Origin of the sequence: Streptomyces sp. NBC_00989, assembly GCF_045162655.1 — a bacterium.
Classification (GTDB): Bacteria; Actinomycetota; Actinomycetes; order Streptomycetales; family Streptomycetaceae; genus Streptomyces.
This window is the reverse complement of the sequence record NZ_CP108728.1, coordinates 284,399-310,249: the sequence shown is the minus strand read 5'-3', so window position 1 is coordinate 310,249 and position 25,851 is coordinate 284,399. Positions and strand designations below refer to the sequence as shown.

26 protein-coding genes and 5 pseudogenes are annotated in these 25,851 nt (G+C 68.2%); 12 read left to right on the top strand and 19 right to left on the bottom strand.

Annotation, left to right across the window (positions count from 1 at the left end; all coding sequences use genetic code 11):
• Positions 1-177: 177 nt before the first annotated feature.
• The 3 genes from OG714_RS01510 to OG714_RS01500 all read right to left on the bottom strand — a co-directional run bounded on the left by OG714_RS01510 (position 178) and on the right by OG714_RS01500 (position 2,104).
• Positions 178-513, bottom strand: a complete 336-nt coding sequence (locus OG714_RS01510) for a helix-turn-helix transcriptional regulator (RefSeq protein WP_406117948.1) — start codon at positions 511-513, stop codon at positions 178-180.
• Between the two features lie 22 nt (positions 514-535).
• Positions 536-1,381: an IS5 family transposase gene (locus OG714_RS01505; RefSeq protein ID WP_406117946.1), complete on the bottom strand. Its 846-nt coding sequence runs from the start codon at positions 1,379-1,381 to the stop codon at positions 536-538.
• Between the two features lie 192 nt (positions 1,382-1,573).
• Complete coding sequence (locus OG714_RS01500; protein ID WP_406117944.1) at positions 1,574-2,104, bottom strand: hypothetical protein; 531 nt, start codon at positions 2,102-2,104, stop codon at positions 1,574-1,576.
• Between the two features lie 248 nt (positions 2,105-2,352).
• Between OG714_RS01500 and OG714_RS01495 the strand changes: the two genes are divergently transcribed.
• Together OG714_RS01495 and OG714_RS01490 are read left to right on the top strand one after the other, a co-directional pair.
• On the top strand, positions 2,353-2,766 hold the full coding sequence (locus tag OG714_RS01495; RefSeq protein WP_406117943.1) for a peptidase inhibitor family I36 protein: 414 nt from the start codon (positions 2,353-2,355) through the stop codon (positions 2,764-2,766).
• Positions 2,767-3,089: 323 nt separating this feature from the next.
• Positions 3,090-3,530, top strand: a complete 441-nt coding sequence (locus OG714_RS01490) for a hypothetical protein (RefSeq protein WP_406117942.1) — start codon at positions 3,090-3,092, stop codon at positions 3,528-3,530.
• 31 nt (positions 3,531-3,561) lie between these two features.
• On the opposite strand, the gene OG714_RS01485 is transcribed toward OG714_RS01490, so the two are convergent.
• Both OG714_RS01485 and OG714_RS01480 read right to left on the bottom strand, forming a co-directional pair.
• Positions 3,562-3,696 carry a hypothetical protein gene (locus tag OG714_RS01485; protein WP_406117941.1) on the bottom strand — a complete coding sequence of 45 codons (135 nt, stop codon included), beginning with the start codon at positions 3,694-3,696 and terminating at the stop codon, positions 3,562-3,564.
• Positions 3,697-3,738: 42 nt separating this feature from the next.
• Positions 3,739-3,993: a hypothetical protein gene (locus OG714_RS01480; RefSeq protein ID WP_406117940.1), complete on the bottom strand. Its 255-nt coding sequence runs from the start codon at positions 3,991-3,993 to the stop codon at positions 3,739-3,741.
• A gap of 232 nt (positions 3,994-4,225) precedes the next feature.
• Here OG714_RS01480 and OG714_RS01475 point away from each other — a divergent pair, with 232 nt between their 5' ends.
• Positions 4,226-4,399 carry a hypothetical protein gene (locus OG714_RS01475; RefSeq protein ID WP_406117939.1) on the top strand — a complete coding sequence of 58 codons (174 nt, stop codon included), beginning with the start codon at positions 4,226-4,228 and terminating at the stop codon, positions 4,397-4,399.
• An 11-nt stretch (positions 4,400-4,410) separates the two neighbouring features.
• Here the strand turns inward: OG714_RS01475 and OG714_RS01470 are convergent, their stop codons facing one another.
• Together OG714_RS01470 and OG714_RS01465 are read right to left on the bottom strand one after the other, a co-directional pair.
• Positions 4,411-4,593, bottom strand: a complete 183-nt coding sequence (locus tag OG714_RS01470) for a hypothetical protein (protein WP_406117938.1) — start codon at positions 4,591-4,593, stop codon at positions 4,411-4,413.
• A 160-nt stretch (positions 4,594-4,753) separates the two neighbouring features.
• Complete coding sequence (locus OG714_RS01465; protein WP_406117936.1) at positions 4,754-5,794, bottom strand: serine hydrolase domain-containing protein; 1,041 nt, start codon at positions 5,792-5,794, stop codon at positions 4,754-4,756.
• A gap of 1,350 nt (positions 5,795-7,144) precedes the next feature.
• On the opposite strand from OG714_RS01465, the gene OG714_RS01460 reads away from it, so the two are divergent.
• Both OG714_RS01460 and OG714_RS01455 read left to right on the top strand, forming a co-directional pair.
• Positions 7,145-7,387 (top strand): hypothetical protein, encoded by a 243-nt coding sequence (locus OG714_RS01460; RefSeq protein WP_406117935.1) that lies wholly within the window; start codon positions 7,145-7,147, stop codon positions 7,385-7,387.
• Positions 7,387-7,764, top strand: coding sequence for a fic family toxin-antitoxin system, toxin component (locus OG714_RS01455; protein ID WP_406117933.1), 378 nt, complete (start codon positions 7,387-7,389; stop codon positions 7,762-7,764). Before OG714_RS01460 ends, OG714_RS01455 begins: the two co-directional genes overlap by 1 nt.
• A 42-nt stretch (positions 7,765-7,806) precedes the next feature.
• Here OG714_RS01455 and OG714_RS01450 read toward each other — a convergent pair.
• The 6 genes and pseudogenes from OG714_RS01450 to OG714_RS01425 form a co-directional block, all read right to left on the bottom strand.
• A pseudogene (locus OG714_RS01450) lies at positions 7,807-8,333 on the bottom strand (PAS domain-containing protein); the annotation flags it as partial.
• Positions 8,334-8,436: 103 nt separating this feature from the next.
• Positions 8,437-8,883, bottom strand: a complete 447-nt coding sequence (locus OG714_RS01445; protein ID WP_406117932.1) for a pyridoxamine 5'-phosphate oxidase family protein — start codon at positions 8,881-8,883, stop codon at positions 8,437-8,439.
• A gap of 1,084 nt (positions 8,884-9,967) precedes the next feature.
• Positions 9,968-10,300, bottom strand: coding sequence for a hypothetical protein (locus OG714_RS01440; RefSeq protein ID WP_406117931.1), 333 nt, complete (start codon positions 10,298-10,300; stop codon positions 9,968-9,970).
• A 29-nt stretch (positions 10,301-10,329) separates the two neighbouring features.
• Positions 10,330-10,713, bottom strand: a pseudogene (locus OG714_RS01435) (anti-sigma factor); the annotation flags it as partial.
• Between the two features lie 470 nt (positions 10,714-11,183).
• Positions 11,184-12,755: an SDR family oxidoreductase gene (locus tag OG714_RS01430; RefSeq protein ID WP_406117930.1), complete on the bottom strand. Its 1,572-nt coding sequence runs from the start codon at positions 12,753-12,755 to the stop codon at positions 11,184-11,186.
• A gap of 419 nt (positions 12,756-13,174) precedes the next feature.
• Positions 13,175-15,286: an MMPL family transporter gene (locus tag OG714_RS01425; RefSeq protein ID WP_406117928.1), complete on the bottom strand. Its 2,112-nt coding sequence runs from the start codon at positions 15,284-15,286 to the stop codon at positions 13,175-13,177.
• A gap of 75 nt (positions 15,287-15,361) precedes the next feature.
• Between OG714_RS01425 and OG714_RS01420 the strand changes: the two genes are divergently transcribed.
• Together OG714_RS01420 and OG714_RS01415 are read left to right on the top strand one after the other, a co-directional pair.
• The gene (locus tag OG714_RS01420; protein ID WP_406117927.1) at positions 15,362-15,847 is read left to right on the top strand and encodes a MarR family winged helix-turn-helix transcriptional regulator; all 486 of its coding nucleotides are present in this window, start codon (positions 15,362-15,364) and stop codon (positions 15,845-15,847) included.
• Positions 15,848-15,977: 130 nt separating this feature from the next.
• Positions 15,978-16,452: pseudogene (locus OG714_RS01415) on the top strand (DUF4383 domain-containing protein); the annotation flags it as partial.
• 27 nt (positions 16,453-16,479) lie between these two features.
• Here the strand turns inward: OG714_RS01415 and OG714_RS01410 are convergent.
• Entirely contained in the window at positions 16,480-17,316 is an 837-nt protein-coding gene (locus tag OG714_RS01410) for a helix-turn-helix domain-containing protein (RefSeq protein ID WP_406117925.1), read from the bottom strand.
• A gap of 71 nt (positions 17,317-17,387) precedes the next feature.
• Here OG714_RS01410 and OG714_RS01405 point away from each other — a divergent pair, with 71 nt between their 5' ends.
• The 3 genes and pseudogenes from OG714_RS01405 to OG714_RS01395 form a co-directional block, all read left to right on the top strand.
• A complete protein-coding gene (locus OG714_RS01405) occupies positions 17,388-18,200 on the top strand; it encodes a phytanoyl-CoA dioxygenase family protein (protein WP_406117923.1) in 813 nt (270 codons plus the stop codon).
• Positions 18,201-18,202: 2 nt separating this feature from the next.
• A complete protein-coding gene (locus tag OG714_RS01400) occupies positions 18,203-18,478 on the top strand; it encodes a hypothetical protein (RefSeq protein WP_406131687.1) in 276 nt (91 codons plus the stop codon).
• Between the two features lie 227 nt (positions 18,479-18,705).
• Positions 18,706-19,185: pseudogene (locus OG714_RS01395) on the top strand (transposase); the annotation flags it as partial.
• Here the strand turns inward: OG714_RS01395 and OG714_RS01390 are convergent.
• The 4 genes and pseudogenes from OG714_RS01390 to OG714_RS01375 form a co-directional block, all read right to left on the bottom strand.
• Positions 19,146-19,583, bottom strand: a pseudogene (locus OG714_RS01390) (hypothetical protein); the annotation flags it as partial. The pseudogenes OG714_RS01395 and OG714_RS01390 overlap by 40 nt on opposite strands.
• A 17-nt stretch (positions 19,584-19,600) precedes the next feature.
• The gene (locus OG714_RS01385) at positions 19,601-21,373 is read right to left on the bottom strand and encodes a reverse transcriptase/maturase family protein (protein WP_406117921.1); all 1,773 of its coding nucleotides are present in this window, start codon (positions 21,371-21,373) and stop codon (positions 19,601-19,603) included.
• Positions 21,340-22,458 carry an ISAs1 family transposase gene (locus OG714_RS01380; RefSeq protein WP_406117920.1) on the bottom strand — a complete coding sequence of 373 codons (1,119 nt, stop codon included), beginning with the start codon at positions 22,456-22,458 and terminating at the stop codon, positions 21,340-21,342. The genes OG714_RS01385 and OG714_RS01380 overlap by 34 nt, the downstream gene beginning before the upstream one ends.
• 293 nt (positions 22,459-22,751) lie before the next feature.
• Entirely contained in the window at positions 22,752-23,306 is a 555-nt protein-coding gene (locus OG714_RS01375) for a cysteine hydrolase family protein (protein ID WP_406117919.1), read from the bottom strand.
• Positions 23,307-23,588: 282 nt separating this feature from the next.
• On the opposite strand from OG714_RS01375, the gene OG714_RS01370 reads away from it, so the two are divergent.
• Both OG714_RS01370 and OG714_RS01365 read left to right on the top strand, forming a co-directional pair.
• The gene (locus OG714_RS01370; RefSeq protein WP_406117918.1) at positions 23,589-23,993 is read left to right on the top strand and encodes a DUF6221 family protein; all 405 of its coding nucleotides are present in this window, start codon (positions 23,589-23,591) and stop codon (positions 23,991-23,993) included.
• Between the two features lie 351 nt (positions 23,994-24,344).
• The gene (locus OG714_RS01365; protein ID WP_406117916.1) at positions 24,345-24,830 is read left to right on the top strand and encodes a DUF4265 domain-containing protein; all 486 of its coding nucleotides are present in this window, start codon (positions 24,345-24,347) and stop codon (positions 24,828-24,830) included.
• Between the two features lie 266 nt (positions 24,831-25,096).
• Here OG714_RS01365 and OG714_RS01360 read toward each other — a convergent pair whose 3' ends face one another.
• A complete protein-coding gene (locus tag OG714_RS01360; RefSeq protein ID WP_406117915.1) occupies positions 25,097-25,630 on the bottom strand; it encodes a DinB family protein in 534 nt (177 codons plus the stop codon).
• Between the last annotated feature and the right edge of the window lie 221 nt (positions 25,631-25,851).

Below are 25,851 nucleotides of genomic sequence, written 5' to 3'. Positions count from 1 at the left end.
ACGGTTGCCTGGTGGTCTACGGATGCTTCGGCTCATTGCGGGAGTCGTTGGTGGGGTGTGTCAGGTGTGGTCGGCTGCCAGAAGCATCTGGGAGATGCGGCGTCTGTCGCGTGTGGTCACTGTGACTCGGTACAGGCCTGGTTCAGGCAGGGCCGCGGTGGCGGTGAGCCCAGGTCTTTAGTCTCCGTGCACGGTCGCGGACTGCCGTCGGAATTCACGGGGCGCGGTTCCGTATGCGGCGCGGAAGGCCTGACTGAAGTGGGCGGGGCTGGAGAACCCCCGGCGGGCGGCGATCGTGTGGATCGGGCGTGCGGCCAGCCGCGGGTCGGCGAGATCGCGTCGGCACGCCTCCAGCCGGCGCGACCGGATCCAGCACGCGACGGTGTGGCCTTCCTCCTGCTGGAACAGCTTGTGCAGGTAGCGCAGGGAGGTGTGGTGGGCTGCGGCGATCGTGTCCGGAGTGAGGTCCGCTTTGCCGAGGTGGTCCTGGACGAAGGCGTGGATCTGGGCCACTAGAGGGCGTCTGAAAAGCCTGTCAGTTGGCTGGTCTTGCGAGGCGGCGCACGAGGAGCATGGCCATGGTGAGGTAGATGGCGTTCTCCGAGCAGACGCGCAGGTACTCGTAGTCCTTCGACAGGCGGCGGCACCGTCCCAGCCAGGCGAACGTCCGCTCCACCACCCAACGGCGAGGGACCACTGCGAAGAGGGGCACTGCCGGAGGCGGTGCTCCCACCCGAGCCCAGGTTGAGCGGAATCCTCCGTCGCGGCGCTGCACGACCTCCACGGCGATGCCGGTGGCTTCCCGGGCCCAGGCGTGGAAGTCGGCACCGCGGTAGCCCTGGTCCGCCCACACGTGCTGAAGGCGTGGGAAGGCATCGGCGGCCAGGGAGAACAGCACCGCGGCACCGTCGCGGTCGCCGACGCTGGCCGGGCTCACGCAGGTGACCAGGACGGTGCCGCGGGTGTCGACGAGCAGGTGACGCTTGATGCCGCTGACCTTCTTGCCACCGTCGTAACCGTGCAGGCCACCGCGCTCACTGGCCCGCACGCTCTGGCTGTCCACAATGGCCGCACTGGGAGTGGGATCACGGCCGAGCTGCACCCGCTCGCGTTCACGCAGCGCCGTCAACATCCGCTCCCACACGCCCTCTTGCTGCCACCGCCGCCAGTAGTGGTAGACCGTCTGCCACGGCGGCAGGTCATGCGGCAAAAGTCTCCAAGCGCAGCCGGCCCGCAGCCAGTACGCCAACGCGTTGAGGATCTCCCGCCGCATGTGTTTCGCCGGTCGTCCACCGGGCTTGACCGCCGGAACCAACGGACGGAGGATCTCCCACTCCGCATCAGACAGATCCGTCGAGTAACGGGTACGCAGCCCGCACACCCAAACCCCCGAAAGTGCGCCACCACCCCGCTACCAGGCAACTTGCCCACTGACAGGCTTTTCAGACGCCCTCTAGTGCGCGCTGCCGGGTGTGGGGCGGCACCGTGCTGTGTGCTTCCAGCGCGTCGGCGAGCGCGGTGGTCAGTACGTCGAGGGTGAGGGTGGACAGGTGGGCGGTCTGTAAGGGCTGAACTAGTTCATACGGTGGGCGAGTTGCAGAAGGAACTGCGACGACGGTGCGCCGATGGCCTCATCGCCGGGGATGCGCACCGCGCTCAGGGACTGCAGAGCCCGGGCGGGCAGCGGCAGCAAGGAGCGCGGGAAGCTCAGCAGCAGCAGTTGCCTGCTCGCCGATGTATCCGGTGCGAAGTCCGCCAGGCAGGGGCGGGAGGTGTCGAACAGGACCAGATCCCCGACTCCCGCGGCCGCGCGCCTGCCGCTCTGGGTCAGCGAGCCGGTGCCGCGCACCATGCAGTTGAGCTGGAACACCTCTGGATCGGCCTGGCGGATGAGCCTGGGCGTGCGCTCGACCGAGTACGGCATCGTGGTCATCAGCGCCACGCGCACGGATCCGAACTCGCTGCTGTGGACCTGCGCCCGGAAGTCACGCTCGGCCTCCGTCTCGCACCGCAGCTCGTAGGGCACCCACAGCTTCGAGTTCACCTCGCGCCAGAAGGCGAACCGCTCCCCGACCGGCACCTCGGCGGTACTGACCACGTCCATAGCGCGAGTGTTGTCACGGACGGGCTCGAAGCAGCACCCACGAACAAGCCGAACACGACGTGTCACCGCCGCCGTACCGGGTGCTTCCGGAACGTGAGGACCACGCCGCCCCGGAGCCGTCTGCAGGCGCGTAGAGGGCGGACAAGATTTAGGCAAGGTCGGTATTCCACAATCCGTGCATGCACCGCCGAAGGGCCGGCCCGAGACGTGTTCTCCGCCGGAAAGATCACCACGGGAAAGGACCATGAATGAACGTCACAACACCTACAGTCCGCAGGACTCTGAGCGCGACCGTCGTCGCCGCGACAGTGGCGGCTCTGGGCCTGTTGGCACCGAGTTCGGCCGAAGCCGCCGCGAGCGACTGCCCTTCCGGCAGCCTGTGCGTCTGGGACCAAATCAACTACACGGGAAACCGCTGCAGTTGGAGCAACGCCGACAGTGACTGGACCAGCGGGACCGTGACGTGTTCATGGGCCGACGACCGCAACGTCAAGTCGGTCTACAACCACGGCACTTCTTCCTCGTACGAGGGGGTCGGCCTCTATTCCGGAGCGGGCTACTCGGGGTATCTCGGCTGCATAGGACAGGGCGTGAAGGGCCCTGGCGTCAGCGGCGGCCCCGGCCTCAAGGTGCTGTCCCACAAGTGGCTCGCCAGCTGTTGAGTCCGGACGCCCGGAGAGGGTGAGCGCGGCACGGGCCGAGCGCCCGGTGGGGCCGTCAAGGGGGAGCGGCCCCACCGTCGCCGATACGGATCATGACGGCCACGGGCACCCGCCCTGCTGTGGCGCGGCGTTCACGGCGTGAAGGCCCGCCGGGCGGCGCTTGCCGGCCCCGTGCGGCCGGTCCGGCGGTGTCCTGGCCTGGGTGTCATCGTCGTGGAGTGGGCAGCCGAGAGATCTGGGCGTGGTGCCGGGTGCTGGCAGGTTGCCGCGTTCCTCGAGCGCCTGGTGTGCGGGGTGGTGGCCGGGCAGGCTAGTTTGCTGGGGTGAGTCTCCTTGATGATGTGGCCGAGCGTGACGGCTGGCGCTGTTGGGTGTGTGACGAAGCGGTCGACCCTGACGAGTCGGTGAACGACCCGCGGGGGCCAAGCGTCGATAGCCGGACGGCCGACCGGAAGGCCAAGGTCGCCGAGCGGCTCGCGCACCGTGGGTGCAACACTCGTAAGGGCGCGGTCAAGGTGGTCATCGCCTGGCCGGACAGCCTGTATGTGGTCGAACCCGCGCCGTTGATCACCGTTGCGGGGAGGCTGGAGCGTAAGGGGGGCCGCGAGATGGTGGGCCGTTGTCCGACTCGGCGGGACGCCCAAGAGGCGGCGGATTGGTTGGTGGACAGGTTCTCTCGACTGGTACCGGGGCTGCCGGTGACCGCGGATATCGAGGCGGGCGGCGGCCAGTTCCTCGTCATCCTGGCCACCGGCCGCCGCTGATCGCGGCGGCCGGAGCTCCGCTGACTGATGGCTAGCCGATCTTCTTCCAGGGCTTGCAGTCGGTGGTCTGGAACGCCTTGTCACCTGCGGCGATCTTGACGATGGCCGGGCCCTGGGCGTTGCCGTTGGCGATGATGGCGCCGTTCTCACCAGTCGTGTCGCTCAAGCGTGCCCAGTAGCAGCCGTACGTGTTCTTGCCTCTGCTGCGTTAGGTGTCGGCCTGGATGTCGTTGCCTACCAGGAAGGTTCCATCGCCGGGAATCCCTCCCTTGGGCGCGGCTTCCTGCTGCGGCCCGGCAGTGGCGTTGGGGGAAGCGGCACCCGCCTGTACGTCTGCGCCCGTCGCGGTGGCGGTCACGGTCACCGTTGCGGAAGGAGAGTCGTTGCCTCCTCCAGACCCGACGATGCCGATCAGGACTCCCATCAGCAGTACGCCGAGGGCGACGGGGTGTGAGCGATCCATTCGCGGAGAGATGAGGCACGGACGGCAGGGGATGGCGTGTGATCCGACGTCGGTCCAGGTGGCGGGCCTGCGGGTCTGTTTCCGCTCATGTCCACAGAGTGCGCCCGCCTCCTGCGGGGTGCACGACGGCACTTCTTCGTCGCAGGCGACGGCAACGGCCACTGGGCCCGGCGCGGGGCGGGCGCCGCGAGCAGCCAATTGCATGCTCGGGGTACGGATACCGTCCTGCTTCATGACCACCACCGACACGATCACGGCCTTGGCTCTGGCCGTGGCGATCGTCGCTGCTGTTGCCGCTGTCGGGTCCTGGAAGGCGGCGCGCAACTCCAACGAGGCCGCAGCGACCCTGTCCCGGATCGAGCAGCAGCCCGGCCTCGCCATCACCGAAACCCACGCCCCGGACTGACCGCCCGCCGGTCAGGTGGCAGCAGCCCGCGAATCTCCGGCCGTCAGCAGCGACAACAGCCCGATGCCCTGGGCCGCGACGGCATCGGCGTCGCCTTGCTCACGGTCAATCACGCACAAAGCCTCAAACACCTGGGCTCCCAGACCGCACAGGTTCGCAGACGACAGCACGATCTGTCCGCCGCTGGTGACCACATCCAGGAGGACAGGTTGACCTTGGTCAACAACCCATCTACCAGGAGCTTCACCTGGTCCCGGCCCCCACGCCAACTCGCCGCCCAATCAACCAGGTTGAAACCGCTCGGTTAAGCGTTTCACATCGTGGTCAGCAAGCGGCTCCTGCGGAAGGCGCTGGTCAGTCGAAGAGGGCGCAGTTGACCGCGTCCATCAGGGCTGCGCCGGTCTGGTGCGCCTCTCTGGTGAGAGTGGACGTGGCAAAGAAGAAGGCGGCCGTGCGCTGGCCGGTGGTGTCGGTGACGTTGTAGGTCGCGTAGCCCGGGACGATGCCGACGTGGTCCCAGACCGTGCCGCAGCCGGTCTTCGCCGTCTCGATGCCCAGCCCGTAGCCGAGTTCGTCCGGGTCTCCCGGCCCATCCTCCGGCACGGTGGTGCGCATCTGGGCCAGTTGGGCGGCGGGCAGCAGGCGGCCCGACATCAGCGCGCTGTAGAAACGGGACCAGTCACCAGCGGTGGACACGATCGCGGCATCCGCTCCATCGGCCGTGACGTAGTCGCCGGTCACGTCCACGTGGTCGTCGTGCTGCGGTCCGGCGTAGGTCCTGAACTCGTCGGGGACGTCCGGTGGCATGTGGGCGGCGTCGGGCTCGTAGCCGTGCGCGTGCCGGTCGTGCCAGGCGGAACCGGTGGCGTAGAAGGTGTGCCGGAGCCCCAGCGGCCGGGCGATCCGGTCCCGCACCAGCGCCGCGAGGTTCTTACCGGTGGCCTTCTCCAGGACGGCGCCGATCGCGATGTAGTTGGTGTTGCTGTACGACCATTCGGTGCCGGGCTCGAACAGTGCCGGGTGTCTGCTCACCAGGCGCAGGATTTCCGTCGACGTCCATACGTGGGTGTCCCGGCCGGTGAGGGCCGGTGCGAGGGCGGGGTCCTCGGTGTAGTCGAACAACCCACTGGTGTGGTTGAGCAGCATGCGCAGGGTGATCGCTCTGCCGTTGCGCACCTGGCCGGGCAGCCACTTGTCGACCGGGTCGGTGAGGGCGAGTCTGTGCTCAGCGACCAGTTGCAGGACGAGGGTGGCCATCACCGTCTTGGTGTTGGACGCTTCTCGCACCTCGTCGTCCGCCCTGAGCCGATGGTCCTTCTTCGTCCAGGCGGCCTGCTCGGAGATCTCGATGGGCCTGTCGTGACCGTCGTCCACCCGCACGATCACTCCAGGCACGCCTTCTTCCACTAACTTCCGCGCCAACTCCCGCAGGTGAGCGCGTGTCTGCGCAGTGCCGTCCTGTCGGACCGCCGCACTCTCGTGGACCGTGTTCGCACGCGACGGGGTCGCAGCGAGGGGTACGACGAGGGCCGCGGACACCGCAACTGTTGCTACTGCGCGAAACCCCGTCAGGTGCGGGCGCCGTCGAACACGCACATGCACACGCAACTCATGCTCCTTCGAGAAGGCGGAAGGCCGTTGGGCACGATCGGCGAGACGGGGAGGAGAACACGGGACTCCGCCCGGCGAGTTGTCGCCCGGCTCTGGGGCGAAGCCAGCTCGGGCGGGCCCTGCACAGCCCTGAGGAATCCTTCGGAGGATAGCCGAAGGCGGAGTCGATGCCGCCCCAACTACGAGACCGGGCAGGCGCAGACGCTGCTGGCCCCGGCCCTGGCCGCTCACCGGGTCCTGCGGGTCTCCACGAAGGCCGGGTACTTCACGGTGGTCACCGGCACCGTCGCGGTGGACGAGTTCCTGTTGCTCAAGTTCCCGACATGCGCTTGGGGTTGCTGATCCGCCCATCGTGGCCTCGGCCAGGTTGCCGGCATGGCCGCCGAAGTCGTTGAGTTCGGACTGGCCGAGCCTTGGACGGGTTTCATCGCTGAGCCGCTCGTGGATGGCAGCAATGCGGGTGGCCTTGTGCTGTCTGGATCGAGTGGCCGCATCGAGCGTGAACGTTGTCGGCTCTTCGCCCGTGCTGGCGTGACCGCGGCGACGGTTCGGTGGTTCGGCGGGCCCGGGCAGCCGCCGGGCATCTGTGAGGTTCCGCTGGAGATTCTTGTTGAGGCGACCGGGCTGTTGCGTGAGCGTGGTGCTGAACGGGTCAGCATCCTGGGGCTTTCGAAGAGCGTCGAGGCGGCGTTGCCGGTGTCCACCCTCTCGGACTGCGCGGATGCTGTGATCGCGCTGGCCCCTTCGTCGGTCGTCTGGGTCAACGTCGGGCCTGGACACGACGGCCGGGATCGCCCGTATCGATCCAGTTGGACATGGCAGGAGCAGCCCCTGCCCTTCGTCCCTTATGCCGATTCCCGATGCGCTGGCGCCTGCCTTCCCTGGTCGACCCGGCGATCACGGGCGCGGCCGTACGGTAGAGCCGGGCGATGGACGAGCTCAGCCGGCGGACGTTCCCCGAGCCGCAGTCCTCGCCGGCGTACTTCAGCCCCCATGAGGCCCCCGACAGGAGGGAGCGCGACCGGCGCCGTTGCGCTGCCCGGGCCGCGCAACGCGTTCGTCGCCGCGCTGGACCCCCTCGTGCGTGCCGGACTCCACTTCCATCAGAGTGGTAACAGCTGTTACCATGTGGGGGTGAAGACTCAACTCGGCGTTCGTGTCGACCCTGACATCAAGGAACTCGCGCAGGCCCGCGCCAAGGACCGCGGTATGGACCTGGGTGAGTACATCGCGCGCCTCGTCATCGAGGACGCCGACGGCCTGCGCCGGCGCGGCCTCGACGCCGCGGCCCGCTTCCTCGACGAGCACCAGGCCCTCTTCGACGAGACCGAGGACCAGGACGTAGGCCGTGGCACGCAGGGAGCCCACGCCGCCTAATGGACCTGCACATCGACGTCCCCTGGATCCTCCAAGTCGCAGAACTCGCGGGCGCCGGAGACCCGGCCCCCGACGACTACGGAGTACCGGTCGCCGCCGTCGCCTGCCACAAGGCCGAACTACTGGAACAGCCCGTCTACGACGGCCCCTACGCCCGCGCGGCGGCCCTGGTTCACATCCTCGGCCGGTGCCGCTGGCTGGAGCGTTCCAACATGGCTGTCGCTGCGGCAACCGGCGTGATGTACCTCGAAGCGTCCGGGATCCAGGTCAAACCTGCTCGCGAGGACGCCCGCGGTCTGCGCGACCTGCTACGCGACCCCACCTGCAGCACCGCAAGGATCGCCGCGCTCCTGCGCACCTGGCCTGTCACCAGCTGACGCATAGTGACAGTCGGGCGTACCGGCCCGTCCGGACGCACGTTCGCCGCCCACGCCGGGTCCCTGGTGTGCGGGGAAGTAGCGGCTGGAGGTGTCCATGCCGGGCAGGGGACGGGTGAGCCCATCAGGCTGCGCTGGAGCGTCAGGGCAACGTGGCGCTGCTGTTCGTAGAGTTCGGCGAGTTGGGCTTTGGCCTTCTTGCGTTCGCTGACGTCGCGGATGGCGGCGGAGACCAGGGTGCCGTCCGGGGTTTCCAGGGGGCTGAGGCTGATCTCGACAGGGAACTCGACCCCGTTCTGGCGCAGCCCGTACAGGTCCAGGTTGGCGCCCATCGGACGGACCTGCTGGTTGGCGGAGTAGCCCAGTCGGTGACCGGGGTGCTGAGCGCGGAAACGCTCTGGGACCAGCATCTCGATGGGGTGGCCGAGCAGTTCGTTGCGGGGATGGCCGAACAGGGCTTCGGTCTGGGCGTTGACCAGGCGGATGATGCCGGTGTCGTCCACGATGACCATCGCGTCGGGGGCCGCCTCCAGCAGGGCGCGAAACGGTTCCTCAGCCACAGGGGTCATGTTGGGGCGCCTTGTGGCGAAGTGTCCTTTCGTTACATTTCCTGGCCGGAACGGGCGTGGTTTCTGGGCCGCGGAAGCGGCGGGCCGAGGAGGCTGTCGATGCTCAGCCGGACCGCCCTCGGACGCACTCTGCTGTGCTTGTTCCCCTGCGGCGTGTAGGCGAAAGGGGCTTTGTGCCAGCCGGGTGTGCGGTTGCGGACGCGATGGAGGTGATGTGGTCCGTTTCCTTGTCGATCCAGGGCGTGGGCAGTTTCTGATGGCGGGACACTTCGAGGGGTGCCGTGACGCGGCCGGCGCGCCCGGTCACCATGACGCTCCACCCGGTAGGGGAGAGGAGATCCAGGTGGTCGGCCTCGTACACGACCACCTCGGCGACGGTGGAGCTGCCGATCAGGGCTGAACCCGTGTGGGTGCGGATGACGATCGTGTCGCCGTCGACGATGTGGTTGACCGGGCGGATCACGGGGAGTTCCTGGCGGGTGAAGCCGACGCGGGCCAAGGGGATGCCGGCCGGCAGGGACAGGGACTCCTCCCGGCTCGGTTCGGTCATCCGGGTGCTGGTGCCCCTGGAGGCCGGCTGGTCATGATGACTCCCGGCACGGCGCCGGGTGGGGCGGTGACCGGGGAGCGCGGGATCGAGACTGATCTCCTTCGCCCTCCCAGGGTGAGCGTTCGCCACGGTGGCGTATAGGGCCGGTCGGTCCCGGGGAAGGCCCGAACGGCCCGCGCCGGGCAACGGGTCGATGAGGGACCGGACTTGGCGGTTCCGGGCAGATGGCCACCAGACGCGCAGTCTCCTCCCGGTCGCTTGCCGACGGGCCTTGGGGCGGGAGCCGTCGCCTCGCTCACGCGGTTCACCCGATCGAGTTCGGGACGCGGGCAAGCAGACACGGCTGCGGCGACGGATTCCCCAGGGAGCAGGACCTTCGTATGCCGAGGGGAGAGGCGTCATGCCGGTGTGGTGGGAGCAGGCGTGGGACTCGGCGCTGTGGGTGCGCCACTTGCCGCACCGGACACGCGCTGCCGTGATCGTCCTGCATGGCGGACCGGTTCTCGGACATCGCCCCGCGCACCCTTGGCAGTTGGCGGCCTTGCAGATGCGGCCCGTGCTGCGGTCCGCGGCGTCGGCTGTGTCGTTGGAGGAGGTGCTGCGGGCGCTGAGCGAGTTGGAACGGCTGGCCGGTGATGTCCCGGTGGTTTTGCTGGGGCATGCGACAGGTGGCCGTGCGGCGTTGCGGGCCGCCGTGCACCCTCATGTGCGGGGAGTGGTGGCGCTGGCGCCGTGGCTGCCGGTCGGGGAGCCTGTCGCGCAGCTGGCCGGCCGGAGCGTTCTGCTGGTTCAGGGGGACGACGGCACGGCTGCCTGGGCGCGGGCGGCGGGCTATGTCGAGCGCGCGCTCAGCGGGCGCCCGGGCCGGGACGGTAGTCGTCCGGCGTGGTGGTCTGTGGACGATACGACGGGCCGGTACCTGGCACCGCATCGCGGCAGCGGCCGTACATCCGATGCCGCAGCCGCAGGCGCAGGGGCCCCACCAGGCGTGGGTCAGTCCGGTTCCCGTCGTCGTGCAGAGCGGCTGACGGGTCACTTCGTCGGGGGTGTGCGAGGAGGAGGGCCCGGCCCCGGTGGGTAGCGGTCAGGGCATCAGGGCTGACCACGCCTGCCAGGCGGTGTGCAGATCTGCATGCCACCGCACGCGGTGATCGTCGGCGGTGCGGGAGCGCAGCACGTCCGGGGCCAGCAGGTGGATGGTGTCGGGGCCGTCAGGCCAGGGGGAGCTGGGCAGGAACGCCTGGGTGGGCAGGCGGAGTTCGCGCAGGTCGAGTCCGACCACGGACATTCCGGCGCACCGTTCGGTCAGCTCGTCGTGCAGGGCCGAGCTGGTGCCAGCGGTCACCGGCCCCGCTCGGGCGCACCACAGCCGGGTGCCGCAGAGGGCGAGGACACGGATGCGGAAGAGCACGGGCATGATCCTTTACCTCCGGTCGGCAGGTGCGGTCATGCGGGCAGGGTGAACAGCGTGAGAGGGCGGGAGGTGGGGTGTGAGGATCCCCCGGCGGGTTCGAGGATGAGGCAGACGGCCGAGGCGGCGGCAGTGGAACCGGTCAGGACGAGGGCGTGGACGGTGTGGTGGAGGTTCAGCAGAGCCGCCGGCCGCATGCTCTGGCCGACGGCGTACCAGACTTCGTAGATCTTGCCTGGAGGCGGTGCGGGCAGGTCTGTCACGGTCAGGGCGGCCTGGTCGCGGTCGTGGGAGATGGTGAGCGTGATGTGGGTGCCGTCGGGCAGCTGGGCCCTGCGTATGCCGGCGTCGGGTGCGGTCAGGATGGCGATGAGCCGGTCCGTCTGCCGCTGGACCCGCCGGACGGCAGCGGTGGCCTCCTGGGCCCGGTGGTGTGCGCGCGGTGTCGGCGCCGAGCACGGCTGCGACGATCAGACAGGCGGCCATGGCCACGCGCGGCAGCCACATGCGATCTGGTTTCTGCCGGATCGCAGACGCGTGCGTGAGTACGTGCCGTCTCATGGCGGGAGGAGGCGTGATGGCTGTGGCGGCGGCGAGCTTGGCGGCGGTCGCAGCGAGTTCCTCGGCCTCCTCCGTGCAGGCTCGACAGTGCTGCAGATGTGCTTCGAACAGGGCGCGTTCGTCGTCGGGCAGCGCGGACGACGAGCATCGACCGAGCCGTCAGGAGACCGAGCCGTCGGGCGCGCAGCGACGGATCACCTCTGAACCGGAGTCCGCGCCGTCGGCGCGCGGACCGAGGCCACGCTGGTGGCGGGCGGTGGGCATGCAATGCTCCGCCACTGTGACCACTGGCACCGCACCGTGGGCTCGACCGTCGCTGATCTCCTCGTCACTCGGCTGCGCGACGGGCACGCCTGGGCCCGTCGGTGTCCTTGGCGGCGGCTCGGGTGATGTTGCGGGCCATGCCGCCGAAGACGACTGCGTGGAAGGGCGAGACGGACCACCAGTAGACGTGGCCGAGCAGACCGCGGGGGTGGAACAGGGCGCGCTGACGGTAACGGGTGCGGCCCTCGGCATCCGTCTCGGCGTACATCTCCAGCCAGGCCAGGCCCGGCAGCCGCATCTCCGCACGCAGTCGCAGGAGCCGTCCGCGCTCGATCTCCTCGACCCGCCAGAAGTCCAGTGAGTCGCCGACCCGAAGGCGCTCGGCGTCACGCCGGCCGCGACGCAGGCCGACCCCGCCGACGAACCGGTCCATCCAGCCCCGGACCGCCCAGGCCAGCGGGAAGGAGTACCAGCCGTTGTCGCCGCCGATGCCCTCGATCACTCTCCACAACGCCTGGCCGGACGCGTCGACCGACGTCTGCCGCTCGTCCTCGTAGAGGCTGCCGCCCGCCCAGTCCGGGTCCGTGGGCAGCGGGTCACTGGGCGCCCCCGGCACGGAGGCCGACGACCAGCGGGTCACCACCTGTGCCTCCCGTACGCGCTGGAGCGCCAGGGCGAGCGCCTGATCGAAGGGCAGTGGCCGGCCCGGCTGGTCGGGCAGGTACCGGGCGATGTCGTGCTCGTGGCAGATGACCTCGTGGCGCAGGGACTCCGTGAGGGGTCGGGCGATGGAAGCGGGCACGGGCGTGACGAGACCGACCCAGTGGCTGGACAGCCTGGGCGTCAGGATCGGAACGGGCACGATGAGCCGTCGGCGCAGTCCGGCGACGAGGGCGTAGCGGCGCATCATCTCGCGGTAGGTGAGGATGTCCGGTCCGCCGATGTCGAACGTCCGGTTGACGTCGTCCGGCATGGTCGCCGAGCCGACCAGGTAGCGCAGCACGTCGCGCACTGCGATGGGCTGGGTGCGTGTGTTCACCCAGCTCGGGGTGACCATCACCGGCAGTCGCTCGGTGAGGTAGCGCAGCATCTCGAAGGAGGCCGATCCGGAGCCGATGACGACTGCTGCCCGCAGTACGGTGGCGGGCACCGGCGACTCCAGGAAGATCCGTCCCACCTCCGCCCGGGAACGCAAGTGGGGGGAAAGCGAGCTCTCGGGCACGCCCTTCGGGGTGAGTCCGCCGAGATAGACGACCCGTCGTACACCAGCGGCCCGTGCCTGCTCGGCGAAGACGTGCGCGGCGCGGCGGTCGGTGTCCTCGAAATCGGCGCCGGATCCGAGGGCGTGCACCAGGTAGTAGGCGACGTCGATGCCGCGCATGGCTGCGGCGACCGACGCGGGGTCCGTGACGTCCCCGCGAACCGTCTCGGCGTCGCCGGTCCAGGGATGGTCACGGAGTCTGTCCGGTGAACGGGCCAGGCAGCGTACCCGGTGACCGGCCTCCAGCAGCTCCGGTACCAGGCGTCCGCCGACGTAGCCGGACGCTCCGGTGACCAGGCAGTGCAGCCGCTCGGGCCCGCGGCCGCCGTGTCCCTCGGCGGCGTCGGTCGCGTTCCGCTGTCCGTCCGCGCTCACGATCCTGCCTCCACGCGCTTGCTCAGACGCTGTTGCCTCGTCGTCCGAATCATCTCCGCAACGGGGTGACCGTGCCCGTCGGGGGCGTCGCGGCCCGACGGGCCGGCCCGCTGTCTGCGGCGTCACGGCCGAATACGTGTCCACAGGCACGGGGTCCGGAGGCACGGTGTCCGGGTCGTGCATCGTCCGGGTCGGCGTCGGTCGCCTCTACAACCTCTTCGTACGGGCACAGGTCGGCGGATGCACCGTACGTCCGAAAAAATCCGTCGGTATCAGGCACAGGTCCCCTCCCCGGAACGCCCGGAGGTGACCGCGCTGCCGATGGGTTCGGATTACTGCGGGCCGGATCCGGGGTCGGCGCACCGCCCAGGCAGCGCGTTGCCCCGGTTACGACGGCGGTACGACGGACAGCGCCGTCTTCACGCTGGAGGCTTCGGCCCGGTCCCGTGTCCGGTGGTATCCCGGGGCAGGGAACTCGGCCACCACGCCCGGGGGCCGATGTCGATCACGAGGGCGGGCACAAGCAGCGAACGGACCACGAAAGTGTCCAGGAGGACGCCGAAGGCCACGATGAACGCGATCTGGACCAGGAAGGCGAGCGGGATGACCATCAGGGCCGCGAACGTCGCGGCGAGCACCACGCCGGCCGAGGTGATCACTCCGCCGGTCGTGGTCAGCCCGCGCAGCACGCCCCGCCGTGTGCCGTGTACGAGGGCCTCCTCCCGTACCCGGGACATCAGGAAGATGTTGTAGTCGACGCCGAGTGCCACCAGGAACACGAACCCGTACAACGGCACCGAGGCGTCCGTGCCGCTGAAGCCGAGAACGTGCTCGAAGACGAGCGCCGACACCCCGAGCGTCGCCAGGAAGTTGAGCCCGACGGTGGCCACCAGCAGCAGCGGTACCAGCAGCGAGCGCAACAGGAGCATCAGGATCAGCAGGATGATGCCGAGAACGATGGGCACGATGACGGTGCGGTCGCGTGCGGCGGTCCGCTGGGTGTCGTACTGCTGTGCCGTGTACCCGCCGACCAGGGCGTCGGCCCCGGACACGGCGTGCAGGTTCGTGCGCAGCCGGGCGACGGTCTCCTTGGCGGCGTCGCTGTCGGCCGCCGCCTCCAGGACGGCGTCGATCCGCACCCGGCCGTCGACGACGAGCGGCGCATCGGCGTCGGGCCGTCCCGAGGCGGAGACGGTGCCGGCTGATGCCACGCCCTTGGTGTTCCTGGCCACGGCAGTCACCTGAGCTGTCCGGTCGGCATCGGCGACTACGACAGCCGGGTTGCCGGATCCGCCGGGGAAGTGCTGTTCGAGCGCCTTCTGGGCGGCGACCGAGGGTGCGTCGCGCACGAAGATCTGGTCGAGGGGGACGCCCCTGGCGGACAGGGAGGGTGCGAAGGCCGCGAAGACCGCCAGGACGAGAGCGGTCACCACCCAGGTCCGACGTGGTCGCGCGTCCACGGCCGCGCCGACCCGCCCCCACACACCGTGCGCTTCCACGGACGCGTCCGACGCCTTCGGCCGGGAAGGCCAGAAGGCGGCACCGCCCAGCAGCGCCAGCACGGCCGGCAGGAAGGTGAGTGCGGAGAGCGCGGCGCAGACGATGCCGATGGCGCCGACCGGGCCGAGGGCACGGTTGTTCGTGAGGTCGCTGGCGAGGAGGGCCAGCAGCCCGAGCGCCACGGTGGCGGCGCTCGCCGTGATCGCGCCGAACGAGCGCCGTACCGCGGCCACAGCAGCGGCCCTCCGGTCCTCGCGCACGGCGAGTTCCTCGCGGAAGCGGGCGGTCAGTAGGAGCGCGTAGTCGGTGGCGGCGCCGATCACGAGGATGGACAGGATGCCCTGCACCTGCCCGTCGACCCGGACGATGCCGCGGTCCGCGAGCGCGTAGACGACAGCGCAGGCCAGTCCCAGGGCGAACACCGCTCCGAGAATGATCAGGAAGGGCAGCAGGACGCTCCGGTAGACGAGCAGCAGAATCAGCAGAACGGCGCCGAGCGCCACCCCCAGCAGCAGCCCGTCGATGCCCCCGAACGCATCGGCCAGATCTGCCTGGTTCGCCGCGGGGCCCGCCACCTGTGCCGTGGTGCCCGGCACACTTCGGGCCGCCTCACGCACCGTGCCGAGGACATCCGGAAGGGTCTCCCCGAGGTCGGACTTCAGCTGTACGACGGCCTGCAACGCCTGTCCGTCATCGGACAGGAGGGCGGGCGAGGGAGGGCCGACCACTCCAGGCTCTCCGGCGAGTGCGCCGATCGCGCGGGTGGCGGCGGTCTGCTGGGCCTCGCTGATCCGGTACCCGCGCGCCGTCCAGATCACGATGGCCGGCAGGGTCTCGGACTGGTCGAACGCCTCACGAGCCTTGAGCACCCGGGTCGACTCGGCGCTCTGCGGCAGAAACGCGGCCTGGTCGTTGGTGGCCACCTCGCCCAGTTTCCCAGCGTAAGGACCGAGCGATGAGCCCGTGCCCAGCCAGACGAGGAGCAGGACGAGCGGTACGAGCCACCGGGCCCGGCGCTGTGTGGTTCCCATGAGCATCCTCAAGCTACTGCGGAATTAAGTCAATCATCAAGTATCTCAATGATTGAGAGAACATATACTGGGGTCATGCCCGTCAACAACTCCTCGTCGCCCCTGCCCGGAGACGACCCGACGGGATTGCAGTCCTTCGCTGTGCTCCTGCGCGGAATGAACGCCGAGTTCAATCGCATCGCGCACAAGTTCGCCCAGGCGCAGGGACTGCATCTCACCGACGTACTGGCCCTGATCGCGATCCTCGACGCCGACACCGACGAGGGGCCCATGACGCCCGGCCGACTGCGCGAGCGGCTCAGCCTCACGTCCGGTGCGGTGACCGCTTGCATCGACCGGCTGGAGAAGGCGGGGCACATCCAACGCGTCCGAGCGGTCGACGACCGCCGAGTGGTGCACCTGTGCTATGCGGCGGCGGGCCGACGCGTCGCCAGTGAGTACTTCCGGCCGCTGGCCCACAGCACCGCAGCCGCATGCGAGCGCTTCACCCCCGACGAACTGGCGGTCGTCGTCCGCTTCCTCGCCGAGATGAACCAGGAACTCGCCCGACTGAGCCGCTGAACGGCTGCTCCCGCACGCCCTCTCCGGCCTGCGTGGCCCGGTCGCGTCGGGAGGCGCCGCCGGTCCGGACGGACGGGTGAACATAACGGAGAAATGCTTCGAAGTCCGTCATGTGACGTGAAAAACGTGCGTGAAGCTACGAGGTGAACTTCCCGTCGATCACCACCTGGCGACCGTCTACTGCTGTGGTGCCGCCTTGTGCGGCCTCGTCCTGCTCGCCTTCGCGGGCCTGGGCTTCGCCGACGTCCTAAGCCCTTTCGGCACGGCGGGCAACACGATCGCGGGCATGACCACCAACGTCGCGCTCAGCGTCATCTCCACCGTGGTGGGGCCGGCGCTGCTCGCCGGAGCTGTGATCAGCGGCAACTTCGCCTCGACCCTCAACATGGCGGTGGGCGGGCTGTTCGTGCTGAGCGGGCTTTTCCATCTCTTCGTACTGGACCGCCTCGCGAACATCCTCGACTTCGGCATGGCCAACGTGGTGTTCAGATTTGTCATGGGGTTGCTCATCGCGACGTTCGGCATGTGTGGCCGGGGTCTCCGGCAAGCTGCCGCACGACACCCCCTACTGGCGACCGTCCCGAATGCGGCGGTCACCTTCACGACAGGGGCGTGGGGTACCTCGGTGTCTGCTACGGGTGTACTCGGCCGGAACGCGCGTCCGTGACGGAGGTGATCGGAGCCCCCTCCTGCGTTTCGACGGGCGGTCTCCCGTTGCGCAGTGCACGTGGCGAAGCACCCAGTTCGCGGTGGCAGGCCTTGTTGAATGCCTGGAGGTCGGGGATCCCGACCGAGGCGGCAATCGCCGGGATGGACAGGGTGGAGGCGCGCAGCAGGTGATGTGCCCGTTCCATCCTTCGGTGGCGGATGTGGGCGATGACCGTGGTGCCCGTCTCGGCCCGGAAGAGGCGGGTGAGGTGGTTGTGTGACACATCGGCGTTCCGGGCGATGTCGGGCACCGTCAGCGGGGCGGCCAGGTGCGCCTCGATGTGGGCGATTGCGGTCGTGACCGCGGGGTGAGGGCCGGTTCTCGGGGCCGGCGCTAGTCGCACGATGCGCCACAGTGCAGTCCACAGTTCGGCACGGCTGTGTTCGGGTTCGCCGGGGAACCCGGCGATCCCCTGTAACAACAGGCGGGTCAGCACGGGGAATTCAAGGCCTGCGTTCTGAATGACGGCGACTGGGTGTGGTGGGCCGACAGGCGCGATGCGCAGGTGGGCGTAGAGATGTTCCGAGCGGCCCTTGTAGTGGTACCTGACCGTGGTGCCGGGCGGCACCAGGCTCACCCGGCCGGGTCTGATGGCGTGCGTTGTGCCCTCGACAGTCAGTTCTGCTTCGTATCCGTAGAGGTGGAGTTGCCACAGTTCAGGGAGTCTGAAGATATCCGTCCGGTTGGCGACTCCATGCACGCCGACTCCGATGTTCACCACGACGGGTGGTTCGCCGAGATGGATCTCTGTCTCATGCATGGTGGAAAATTACCAGCAGTGGTGAGCGGAGCCAACGCCCCGACTGGGGCGGTGGTCCTACGTTGGAGCGCATGACCAACACCAAGCTCCTGAGTTCGGTGCAGATGGCGCACTTCGTGTCCCATGGATCCCTGCGGCTGGACTCCGTGGTGCCACCCGAGCTGAACGTCGTGGGGATCGAGACCCTGCGCAAGGGCGTACCGGGGGTCCCCTACGGCAGCAGTGTGCCGGACGCCTACCTTGAGGGGTCCTTTGCCCGAACCTTGCTCGAAATCCCCCAGATTGCAGGGGCGTTGCGCAGTCTCGTCGGGCCCGAACCCAGCGTCGACCACCATGCCGTCCACATCCGGGAGCCTCGTGAGGGGCAGGCGCAGCCGCTGCACGGGGACGCGATCATCGACGTGCGCACCGACGCGTTCGACATACAGTTGATGTACTACCCGCAGGACGTGACGCTCGACATGGGTGGCACCCTCAGCGTGCCGGGGAGTCATCTGCGGCGTACGAACGAGTCGGACACAGGTCGCTACCAGAACCTGAGAGGGCAGAGTCGGCTTGTCTGCCCCGCCGGCACCGTGGTGTTTCTGCACCATGGGCTGTGGCACGGAGGCCGGCGCAACGACAGTGATGCCGTCCGGTACATGTTCAAGATCCGCTTCAATCCCACTGTGCGTCAACTCCGGTTGTGGGACACGTCGGACCTGGGAGATCCTCGCGTCACCGCGGAGCTGTCGACGATGTTCCCGTGGTACGAGCAGGCCACCGGACGCCTGGAGATCTACAACCGCGTCCTCCTGTGGCGCTCGCTCACGGGTGACGACACCTTCGACTTGGACCACTGGGTGTCTCGTGTCTCCAACCGTCCCGAGAGGCAGGCCGCATGAGCATGCGTCAGCAGGTCTTGGTGCTCTACCTGGCCACCTCCGCACTGGACGCGGATGTGGTGGGCTGGTCTCTCTACGACGGCACGGGCCTCACGACACCGACGACCGGCGACAGCGACAAGCCCCCGTACACCTCGGGCGTCCACGCGCTGGAGGACGGCTGGAGACTGTTCCAGGCAGCTCAGCTGATTCCTCCGTATCCGGGGCACGAGTACGACGTGTCGTTCCTCAAGCATGAGTTCTTTTTCGAAAAACTGGCGGACACAGGCGTCGCCTGACGTCCCAGGATCCGACCTGGCCGGTCAGTCGCCGAGGCGGCACGGTTCAGCCTCCGGTGACACCTGTCGACCCGGCCAAGAGTATGGGAACCGGTCGTCGCGCACGCGTCGCTCTCGGTGCCGTGCCCGACGGCTATCGCGAGCACTGCGCTCTGGAGCGGAGCACTGGCCGTAGTAGGACTCCGTTAGGTCTTCCTGTTGGCGCTGATCAAGAGCATGTTGGGTTGGTGGACTTACATGAAGTGAGGCGTGTTCGGGCGACGTTGGCGTTGTTCGTGGCCGATGTGTTCGCTTCGGTTCCGCGGAAGGATTAGCGGGCCAAGGGCGACTGGTATCTGCGCGGACTCATGCTGGACGGCCGCCGCAAGTCGATCCAGGCGATGGCTGCGCGACTGCCGGACGGCAACGAACAAAACCTGCAGCAGTTCGTGAACCAGTCGACCTGGGATCCGGAGCCTGTGCAGCTGCGGGTCAACGAACGGCTGCTGCCCCTGGTCGACCCGGTGGCCTGGGTGATCGACGATGTGTCGATGCCCAAGGACGGCCGGATGTCGGTCGGTGTGGCTCCGCAGTACTGCGGAGCCCTGGGCAAACGCGCGAACTGCCAGGTCGCGGTCAGTGTCCACGCTGCCAGTGACACTGCCTCCTGCCCCCTGCAGTGGAGACTGTTCCTGCCCCAGGAGTGGGCCGCGGACAGCCACCGCCGCACCTGGTGCAGGGCCTCGATCTTCCAGTGGTCCCGGATCAGTTGTGCGAGCTGGGCGGGGGTGGCTTGCTCGGCGGTCAGGCTGGTCACCGCGTAGACGGTGGTGATCGTGGTCTTGCCGGTCTTGCGGTCGGTGCGGCGGCGCTTGATCTGGACGGCCTGGCGGGCTCCGGGGAAGAGCAGGTTGTTGACGGTGGCGACCTTGATGCGGCGGATCTCGGCGCGGCCGTGGCCGGTTCCCCGGGTGCGCCCCTGGAGGGGGATTTCCTTCCAGTGCAGGGAGTTCAGCTGCTTGCGCAGCTTCTTCGTAGGGTCGGCCACGCGGCGAGGTACCGGTTTCGAGCTGGCCCTTTTCCGCGTGGCCTCCCTCCGAACCGGACGTGCGAGCTTTCCCCGCATCCGGCTCTCCAGCGGTGCTACTGAGCGATCGGCTGCTGATGGATCTCGGCGTGGCAGCGGTCGCAGACGATCAGGGTCTTCCGTCGTCTGGTCCGCATGGTCTCGACCCATCGGGGTGCGGCCGTGGAGCTGTATCGGTTGAGGTCGGAGAGTCGCCTGACGTGGTGGACGGTGATCCCGTCGTGCGACTCGCACAGTTCACAGATGCCGGCGGTCAGCCGGGCGGTGAGCTGGCGTCCCTTTCTGGTCGGCCACGCTCCGTCGATGATCGGGCGGGCGTGTGTGCGCCGGCGCAGAGGGATGCCGCCGAACCTAGCGGTGAACACCGCGCCCGAGGGCGCGCGTTGGACCGCTTCGAAGCACCGGCGTTTCCCGAACGGGGTCTCGACGGTGCTCTTGAGGCGGTTGCGCATGACCCAGGGTGGGCGGCGGTGCTTGGCAGCCAGGGTCGAGAACATCGACCGTTCCATGTACTGGCGGAGCTTGTTCAGCCAGTTGATGTTCCCTGCCATCTGGAAGTACTGGACGTAGCCGCGGTATTCCATCCCGAACGTGGCGACGATGTTGTGGTCGCTGGTGCGGATCAGGTCGTTGCGGATCAGAGGTTTGCCCTGTCCGCGCTGGTAGGCCCGGCATCTGGTGTTGACGGTCTCAGGCGGGATGCCGAGGGCGATGGATCCGTTGAGGACTCGTCGTCCCTTCGTCCGCCAGGTGTCGTTGTGCTTGGTCCAGATGTCGTAGCCGAGGAACCGCGCCTTGTGGGTGCGGGCGTGTGTGATCAAGGTCTTCTCGGCGGAGAGCCGGAGTTTCAACTCGTCGTGCAGGAACACGGCGAGCTTGTCCTTGATCTCCTCGGCTTCGGTCTTCGGACCGACGAACCCCAGCAGGTGATCGTCGGCGTATCGGACATACCTCAGCCGCCGGTAGCCGGGGTCGTTCACGTCGATGCTCGGAATCGACTGCTGGATCTTGCGCAGCGACCGCACCTTGGCGCGGTCGCCTTTGCGTCTCCAGTAGCCGATCGTCGCAGTGACGTTCGCGTGCTCCCGGTTCCTGCGGCGCGTGGCGCCCCGAGTGAAGGCCGGTGCCAGTTCCTCTTCCACGAACCTGTCGAGACGGTCGAGGTAGATGTTGGACAGGATCGGCGAGACCACTCCTCCTTGTGGTGCACCGGAGTAGGTAGCGTGCCAGATCCAGTCCTCCATATATCCCGCCCGCAGCATGTCCGAGACCAGGGCCAGGAAGCGTCCGTCATGGATGCGTTCGGCCAGGATCGCGAGCATGACCTCGTGGTCGAGACTGCCGAAGCAGTCGGCGATGTCGCCCTCGATGAACCAGGTGGTGCCCGTCCATGTCGAAGCGATCTCGTCGAGCGCGGTGTGGCAGCCCCGGCCGGGGCGGAAACCGTGCGACCTAGACGAGAACTGCGGTTCGTAGTACGCCTCCAGCAGGAGACGCACCACCTCCCCGACCAGTTTGTCCGACCAGGTCGGCAGCCCCAGGGGCCGCAGACTTCCGTTCTTCTTCGGGATGTGCACCCTCCGGACCGGAGAGAACCGGTAGCGCTCGGCCTTCAACAGGCCGATAACCTCCCGGATTCTTCCCAGGCTCATCCCGTCGGGTGTCTTCCCGTCGACCCCGGGCGTCATCGCTCCGCCGTTGGCGTAGATGCGCCCGTAGGCCATCAGGAACAGCTGTTCGCTGAACAGCTGCCGATACAACCGTTCCAGAGACAGACCGCGTCTGCCCCTGTCGCTCAGGACACCGAGCACTGTGTCAGCGCTCTGCATTTCGCATACCTCCCCGGTGTCGCCGGTGTCCGTACCGCCTGTGCCCCTTCGCCCTGCGAGCGGCTTTCCCGCTCTCCCCGGCCGGGCGTGACTCCGGCGACTACTACGGGCACTCCGTCACCGCCAGCCGTACTGGGACGGTGATCCCACGTTCGTCTCTGACACACGATCAGTGCGGCCCAGGCGCCCCATTCATCTCCTTCAATGCCCTCGTTGGGCATCGCTCCCGCCGCGAAGGTTGACCAGGGCGAACCAGTACGTCCCCGGTCACGACGGGCACCGGTTTCAGGTGCCGTTCCGGTCGCAGTAAATTGCTGCCGCTGGAGATTGGGGTTCAGGCAGTCAAGCTTTCGCCATACCGCGCGGGTCCCCCAGCGCACCGCCCCAGGCACCTGGGCCCGGTCGCCGGTTTCCTGGCATGCTCTGGTCCCCTTCACCTTTCGGATCCAGGTAAGCCATCGGACCCAGCAGACCTCCCTTCGAGTCTGTCCCGCCTTCGGCGGGGATGTGTCAGAGCGCCTCGTGGCGCACTGGTTGCCCTTGACGATCGCGATGTATTGGGCCCGGCGACCGAGGAGGTAGCTGGCGTGCTCGCGCTGAGTGTGGAGCGCGTCGCTGGTGACGACCGTCCCGGCGAGGTCGGCGACGGTGTCCAGCAGCGGCTGGAGGCAGGTGGTCTCACCGGTCTTCTCGCCGACGTCGAGCTGGGCCTGGACCAGCCCGGTGGTGTGCTCCACCGCGGCGAGCAGGTGAATCTTCCGTCCGCGGGCCCTCGCCGCGCCGCGCAGGGACTTGCCGTCCACGGACAGGCCGCGCAATCCGGCCGCGGCCGGCCGGCGGTCGGCGAGCCAGCCGCTCACCGTCCGGTCCAGGGCGTCGCCGTCGATGCGGGCGAGCAACCGACGGACCGTCGCCTCGGCGGGCACCAGCCGCCTGGGCAGCACCGGATCGGGGCGCACGCCGAGCTGCTCCAGAACCTGCGCTGGCGCGTCCGCGATCCACTCGCCGACCGCCAGCAGCGAGGTCGCCCCGGCCAGCACCACACACGCGGTCAGCGCGAGCACAACGGCCAGCGCATGTCGCACGCCGCGAGGATCGCGGGGGTCCGGCACCTGGGCCAGCCGCTCCAGCAGACCCGGAACCTCCCCGGGCGCGACCGCGTGCTGCTCGCGGAGTTGGTCTAGGGCGCGCGGGATCGGGGATGATGCGTCGGCAGACACGGTCTTCCTGGCAGGTCACGGGGCGTTGAGAACTCCATGATCTTGGAAGCCAGTGCCTGTCCTGCTTCCGCTCCGAGTGGAAATCGCCTGTCCTCGCACCCGGTCCTTCGGTGGCCATCCGTTCCGTCGGACTGGCTGACGCAGTCTGCCTGGCGACGCTAACGGAGGGTCTTCGCCCATTCGTCGATCGTCATTACCTCGGCTTCCCGAGGAAAGACCCTCTCCAGCAGGAAGCTGCTGACCTCCGGGTCCAGGTCGTCGCAGCCGTCGGACAGGACGATCTGCCGGTATTGGCGCTCGGTTGCCTCCCGCAGCGTGCCGAACACGACGCCGCTGGTCCCAAGGCCGGCCAGCACCAGCGTGTTGATGCCACGGGCGCACAACAAGGCATCCAGATCGGTCCCGGAGAACGCGCCGAAGAAGCGCTTAGCGACGACCGGCTCGCCCGGCAGCGGCGCCACCGCCGGGTGGATTCGCGACAGCGGGTTCGATTCGGTCAGTGCGTCCGTGCCGATCAGCGGCCCGAACGCCTTGTTGGCGGGGCTTATCTCCGGGTGACCGTCCCGGAACCGGACCACCACGTGAATCACGGGAACTTCCGCAGCCCGGGCCGCGGCGACCGCCTGGGCCAGTCGGGCGAGGATCGCTTCGGCTCGCTCAGGAACCCGTGCGACCACGCCCTGCTGAACATCCATCACGAGCAGCGCCTGCATCGAAACCACCTTCTGTCAGTCGGACACCAGTACGGCAGATTCAACACGAGACGATCTGCGAGCACTGATCGGGCTCTGGGGCGTCGAGGGGACGCGTACGGCTCGCCTCGGCCCTCAAACATGCGAGGTCCAGAAGGACAAGGGCGCCCCGCAGGCCGCCCTTGTCCTTCTGGACCTCGCATGTTCTCAAAGCGGACATGCGCAAGAACGCCGAAGCCCTGGGAGATGAGGGACGGGCGTAAAGCAAGTGCCGGCGCAGGCACCATGGTTGAGGATGCCGCCATGACCAACGACCTGGTGGCGTTCCTCAGGGCGCGCCTGGACGAGGACGCCGACCTGGCCCGGCGCTGCGACGGGGCCGGATTCTCTGCGGACTGGATCGCGCATGGAGACGCAGTCGACTTCGGCCGAGGTGATCTCACCAGCTTCCACACTGAGATCGCGCGGCACGTGGCCCTGCACGACCCTGCCCGCGTGCTGCGCGAAGTCGAGGCCAAGCAACGCGTCCTGAACCGGCACGGGCTCAGTCCGGCCGAAGGTGATCCCGAGCGACCTTGGGACGACCGTGGCGACTGCCAGTTCGACGGTGACCTCTGGCCCTGCGACGACCTACTCGATCTTGCCCTGCCCTACCAGGAGCACCCCGACTTTCCCGAGCGCTACAAGTCAAACCGGGGAACCGAGTAGCGGAACGACCGCACCACAAGCGCAGCCGAGCCCGACGAGGCCGCACCCGAACCGTTCGCCCAGGTCAGCGTCCGAACCGGCCCCGAACGCCCGCAGCTTCCCGACCTGATGAGGGCAGGCACCGTCGTTGCGGGTCAACCGTCCTGACTTGGTCTGGTCGACGACACCGGCAACGTGGCGCAGGCCGGTGGGGGCGCAGCGAGACATACGCGCGCGTGATCGGTCGGCCTCCTCGCCGTCGTGGCTGACTGCCGTCGGCTGAGGCAAGAACCAACCCGTGTCCAGCTCTGAGCAGACGTCATCCGTCACCCACCTACGGCCGGCGCGGCAGGGTTCTGCATCCTGGGAACCATGACGAACCCCGAGGGCCCGTACGTGAAGGTGCACTTCCGGCTCGAGATCGAAAACGACTGGCCCCCGGCATCCGTGGAGAGCCTGTGGGCGGTCGACCAAGGCGACGGCACCGCACGGCTCGACAACATCCCCTGGTTCGTCCGAGGCATCGCCTGCGGAGACGTCGTGGCCACCGACCCTGACGAGGAGGGCGTGCGATGGGCCGGTGAGGTGGTTCGGCGTTCGGATAACTGCACAATCCGCCTCATCGTGCTCCGCGACGACGGTTCAGCAGCTGCACGGCAGAGCGTGATCAACGCGTTTCGCGAACTCGGAGTCTGCGGCGAGGGCATAGAGAAGTTCGGCATGGTCGCCCTGGACGTCCCGCCCACAGCCGATCTCGCCAAGGTGCAACGGCTGCTCAACCACGGCGTCGCCAAGGAGTGGTGGGACATGGAAGAGGGATGCATCACCGCGCAATGGCGGGCGGCCTCCGCCGGCTGATGCCGTTCATGTGACCCACAGCTGGGCCGTCCCTGGGTCGTCCGAGGTCGCTCAACGTTGGCCAAGGACGACCACCAGGCGCACGATCCCACCGCCCCTGAGCAGCGAAAACGCAGGTCACCAAAATCCCCGACAACACCCAGGGCAAGAAGACAGGTCTTGCCACGCCCGTTGAGACTCCACCGACCGCGTGCCCACGCTCGGGACGGATCAGTGAAGAGCGGTCCGGACGGCGCCATAGGCCGCGCCCGGAGGCGTGAGGGGGCTCAGCTCTGCGTACTGCCGTCGATGAGTTCGCGGATGACGTCCGCGTGGCCGCTGTGTTGGGCGTATTCCCTGATCACGTGCATCACGATGCACCGCACGTCGAGATCCCCAAATCGATGGTGCGTGCAAACATCGTCCAGTGAAACCCCGGCGAAGATCTCGCGGCTGCGCTCGCAGGCGGCCACATAGCGCGCGACGTCCTCGGCCAGGGTCGCGCCGTCGTCCAACAGGAAGTCACCGTCCTTGCGCTTCGGCCAACCGAAAGGCGCGGGTTCCTCGCTCTGGCCGATGACGGCAACAAACCAGATGAACTCGACCTTGGTGAGGTGTCGCACCAATCCGTGCAGGGTGGTGAGGGACGGAACGACACGCTGGGCAGCCTGTTCCTCGGTCAACCCGGCGAGCTTCCTCAGCAGCTCGGCGCGATGGTAATCGAGCCACCCTGCCAAGGACTCACGTTCAGGCGCGATGGTGGGCAGGTCGACGGGCTTGAGCGGCGAAGCGAAGGTCTGCGGCTCAGAGACGTCATTCATGGGTGAATTGTCGCAGGCGAGGTCAACACCCGATCCTGATGGGGACATCCCGCTGTACAGCAGAGAAGTACAGGAACCACAGCAACCGACCATGCCCCACAGCAACCCTCAGGAGCCGAACGACCGCCTGTATGACCTCCGTTGACCGATCTCTGCAGAGCTACGGATCAGAAGGCTGTCGACGTCCCTGTACAGCGCGCGAGCCCCCTCGAATTCGCCAT

What these genes read in the sequence shown, in the direction of transcription:
- OG714_RS01475 (WP_406117939.1), top strand. Translation starts at nt 4,226, where the DNA reads ATGACCACCACCGACACGATCACGGCCTTGGCTCTGGCCGTGGCGATC.
- OG714_RS01425 (WP_406117928.1), bottom strand. Translation starts at nt 15,286, where the DNA reads ATGGGAACCACACAGCGCCGGGCCCGGTGGCTCGTACCGCTCGTCCTG.
- OG714_RS01365 (WP_406117916.1), top strand. Translation starts at nt 24,345, where the DNA reads ATGACGAACCCCGAGGGCCCGTACGTGAAGGTGCACTTCCGGCTCGAG.
- OG714_RS01385 (WP_406117921.1), bottom strand. Translation starts at nt 21,373, where the DNA reads ATGCAGAGCGCTGACACAGTGCTCGGTGTCCTGAGCGACAGGGGCAGA.
- OG714_RS01375 (WP_406117919.1), bottom strand. Translation starts at nt 23,306, where the DNA reads ATGCAGGCGCTGCTCGTGATGGATGTTCAGCAGGGCGTGGTCGCACGG.
- OG714_RS01500 (WP_406117944.1), bottom strand. Translation starts at nt 2,104, where the DNA reads ATGGACGTGGTCAGTACCGCCGAGGTGCCGGTCGGGGAGCGGTTCGCC.
- OG714_RS01480 (WP_406117940.1), bottom strand. Translation starts at nt 3,993, where the DNA reads ATGGATCGCTCACACCCCGTCGCCCTCGGCGTACTGCTGATGGGAGTC.
- OG714_RS01405 (WP_406117923.1), top strand. Translation starts at nt 17,388, where the DNA reads ATGACCAACACCAAGCTCCTGAGTTCGGTGCAGATGGCGCACTTCGTG.
- OG714_RS01495 (WP_406117943.1), top strand. Translation starts at nt 2,353, where the DNA reads ATGAACGTCACAACACCTACAGTCCGCAGGACTCTGAGCGCGACCGTC.
- OG714_RS01440 (WP_406117931.1), bottom strand. Translation starts at nt 10,300, where the DNA reads ATGCCCGTGCTCTTCCGCATCCGTGTCCTCGCCCTCTGCGGCACCCGG.
- OG714_RS01370 (WP_406117918.1), top strand. Translation starts at nt 23,589, where the DNA reads ATGACCAACGACCTGGTGGCGTTCCTCAGGGCGCGCCTGGACGAGGAC.
- OG714_RS01420 (WP_406117927.1), top strand. Translation starts at nt 15,362, where the DNA reads ATGCCCGTCAACAACTCCTCGTCGCCCCTGCCCGGAGACGACCCGACG.
- OG714_RS01455 (WP_406117933.1), top strand. Translation starts at nt 7,387, where the DNA reads ATGGACCTGCACATCGACGTCCCCTGGATCCTCCAAGTCGCAGAACTC.
- OG714_RS01360 (WP_406117915.1), bottom strand. Translation starts at nt 25,630, where the DNA reads ATGAATGACGTCTCTGAGCCGCAGACCTTCGCTTCGCCGCTCAAGCCC.
- OG714_RS01400 (WP_406131687.1), top strand. Translation starts at nt 18,203, where the DNA reads ATGCGTCAGCAGGTCTTGGTGCTCTACCTGGCCACCTCCGCACTGGAC.
- OG714_RS01410 (WP_406117925.1), bottom strand. Translation starts at nt 17,316, where the DNA reads ATGCATGAGACAGAGATCCATCTCGGCGAACCACCCGTCGTGGTGAAC.
- OG714_RS01445 (WP_406117932.1), bottom strand. Translation starts at nt 8,883, where the DNA reads ATGACCGAACCGAGCCGGGAGGAGTCCCTGTCCCTGCCGGCCGGCATC.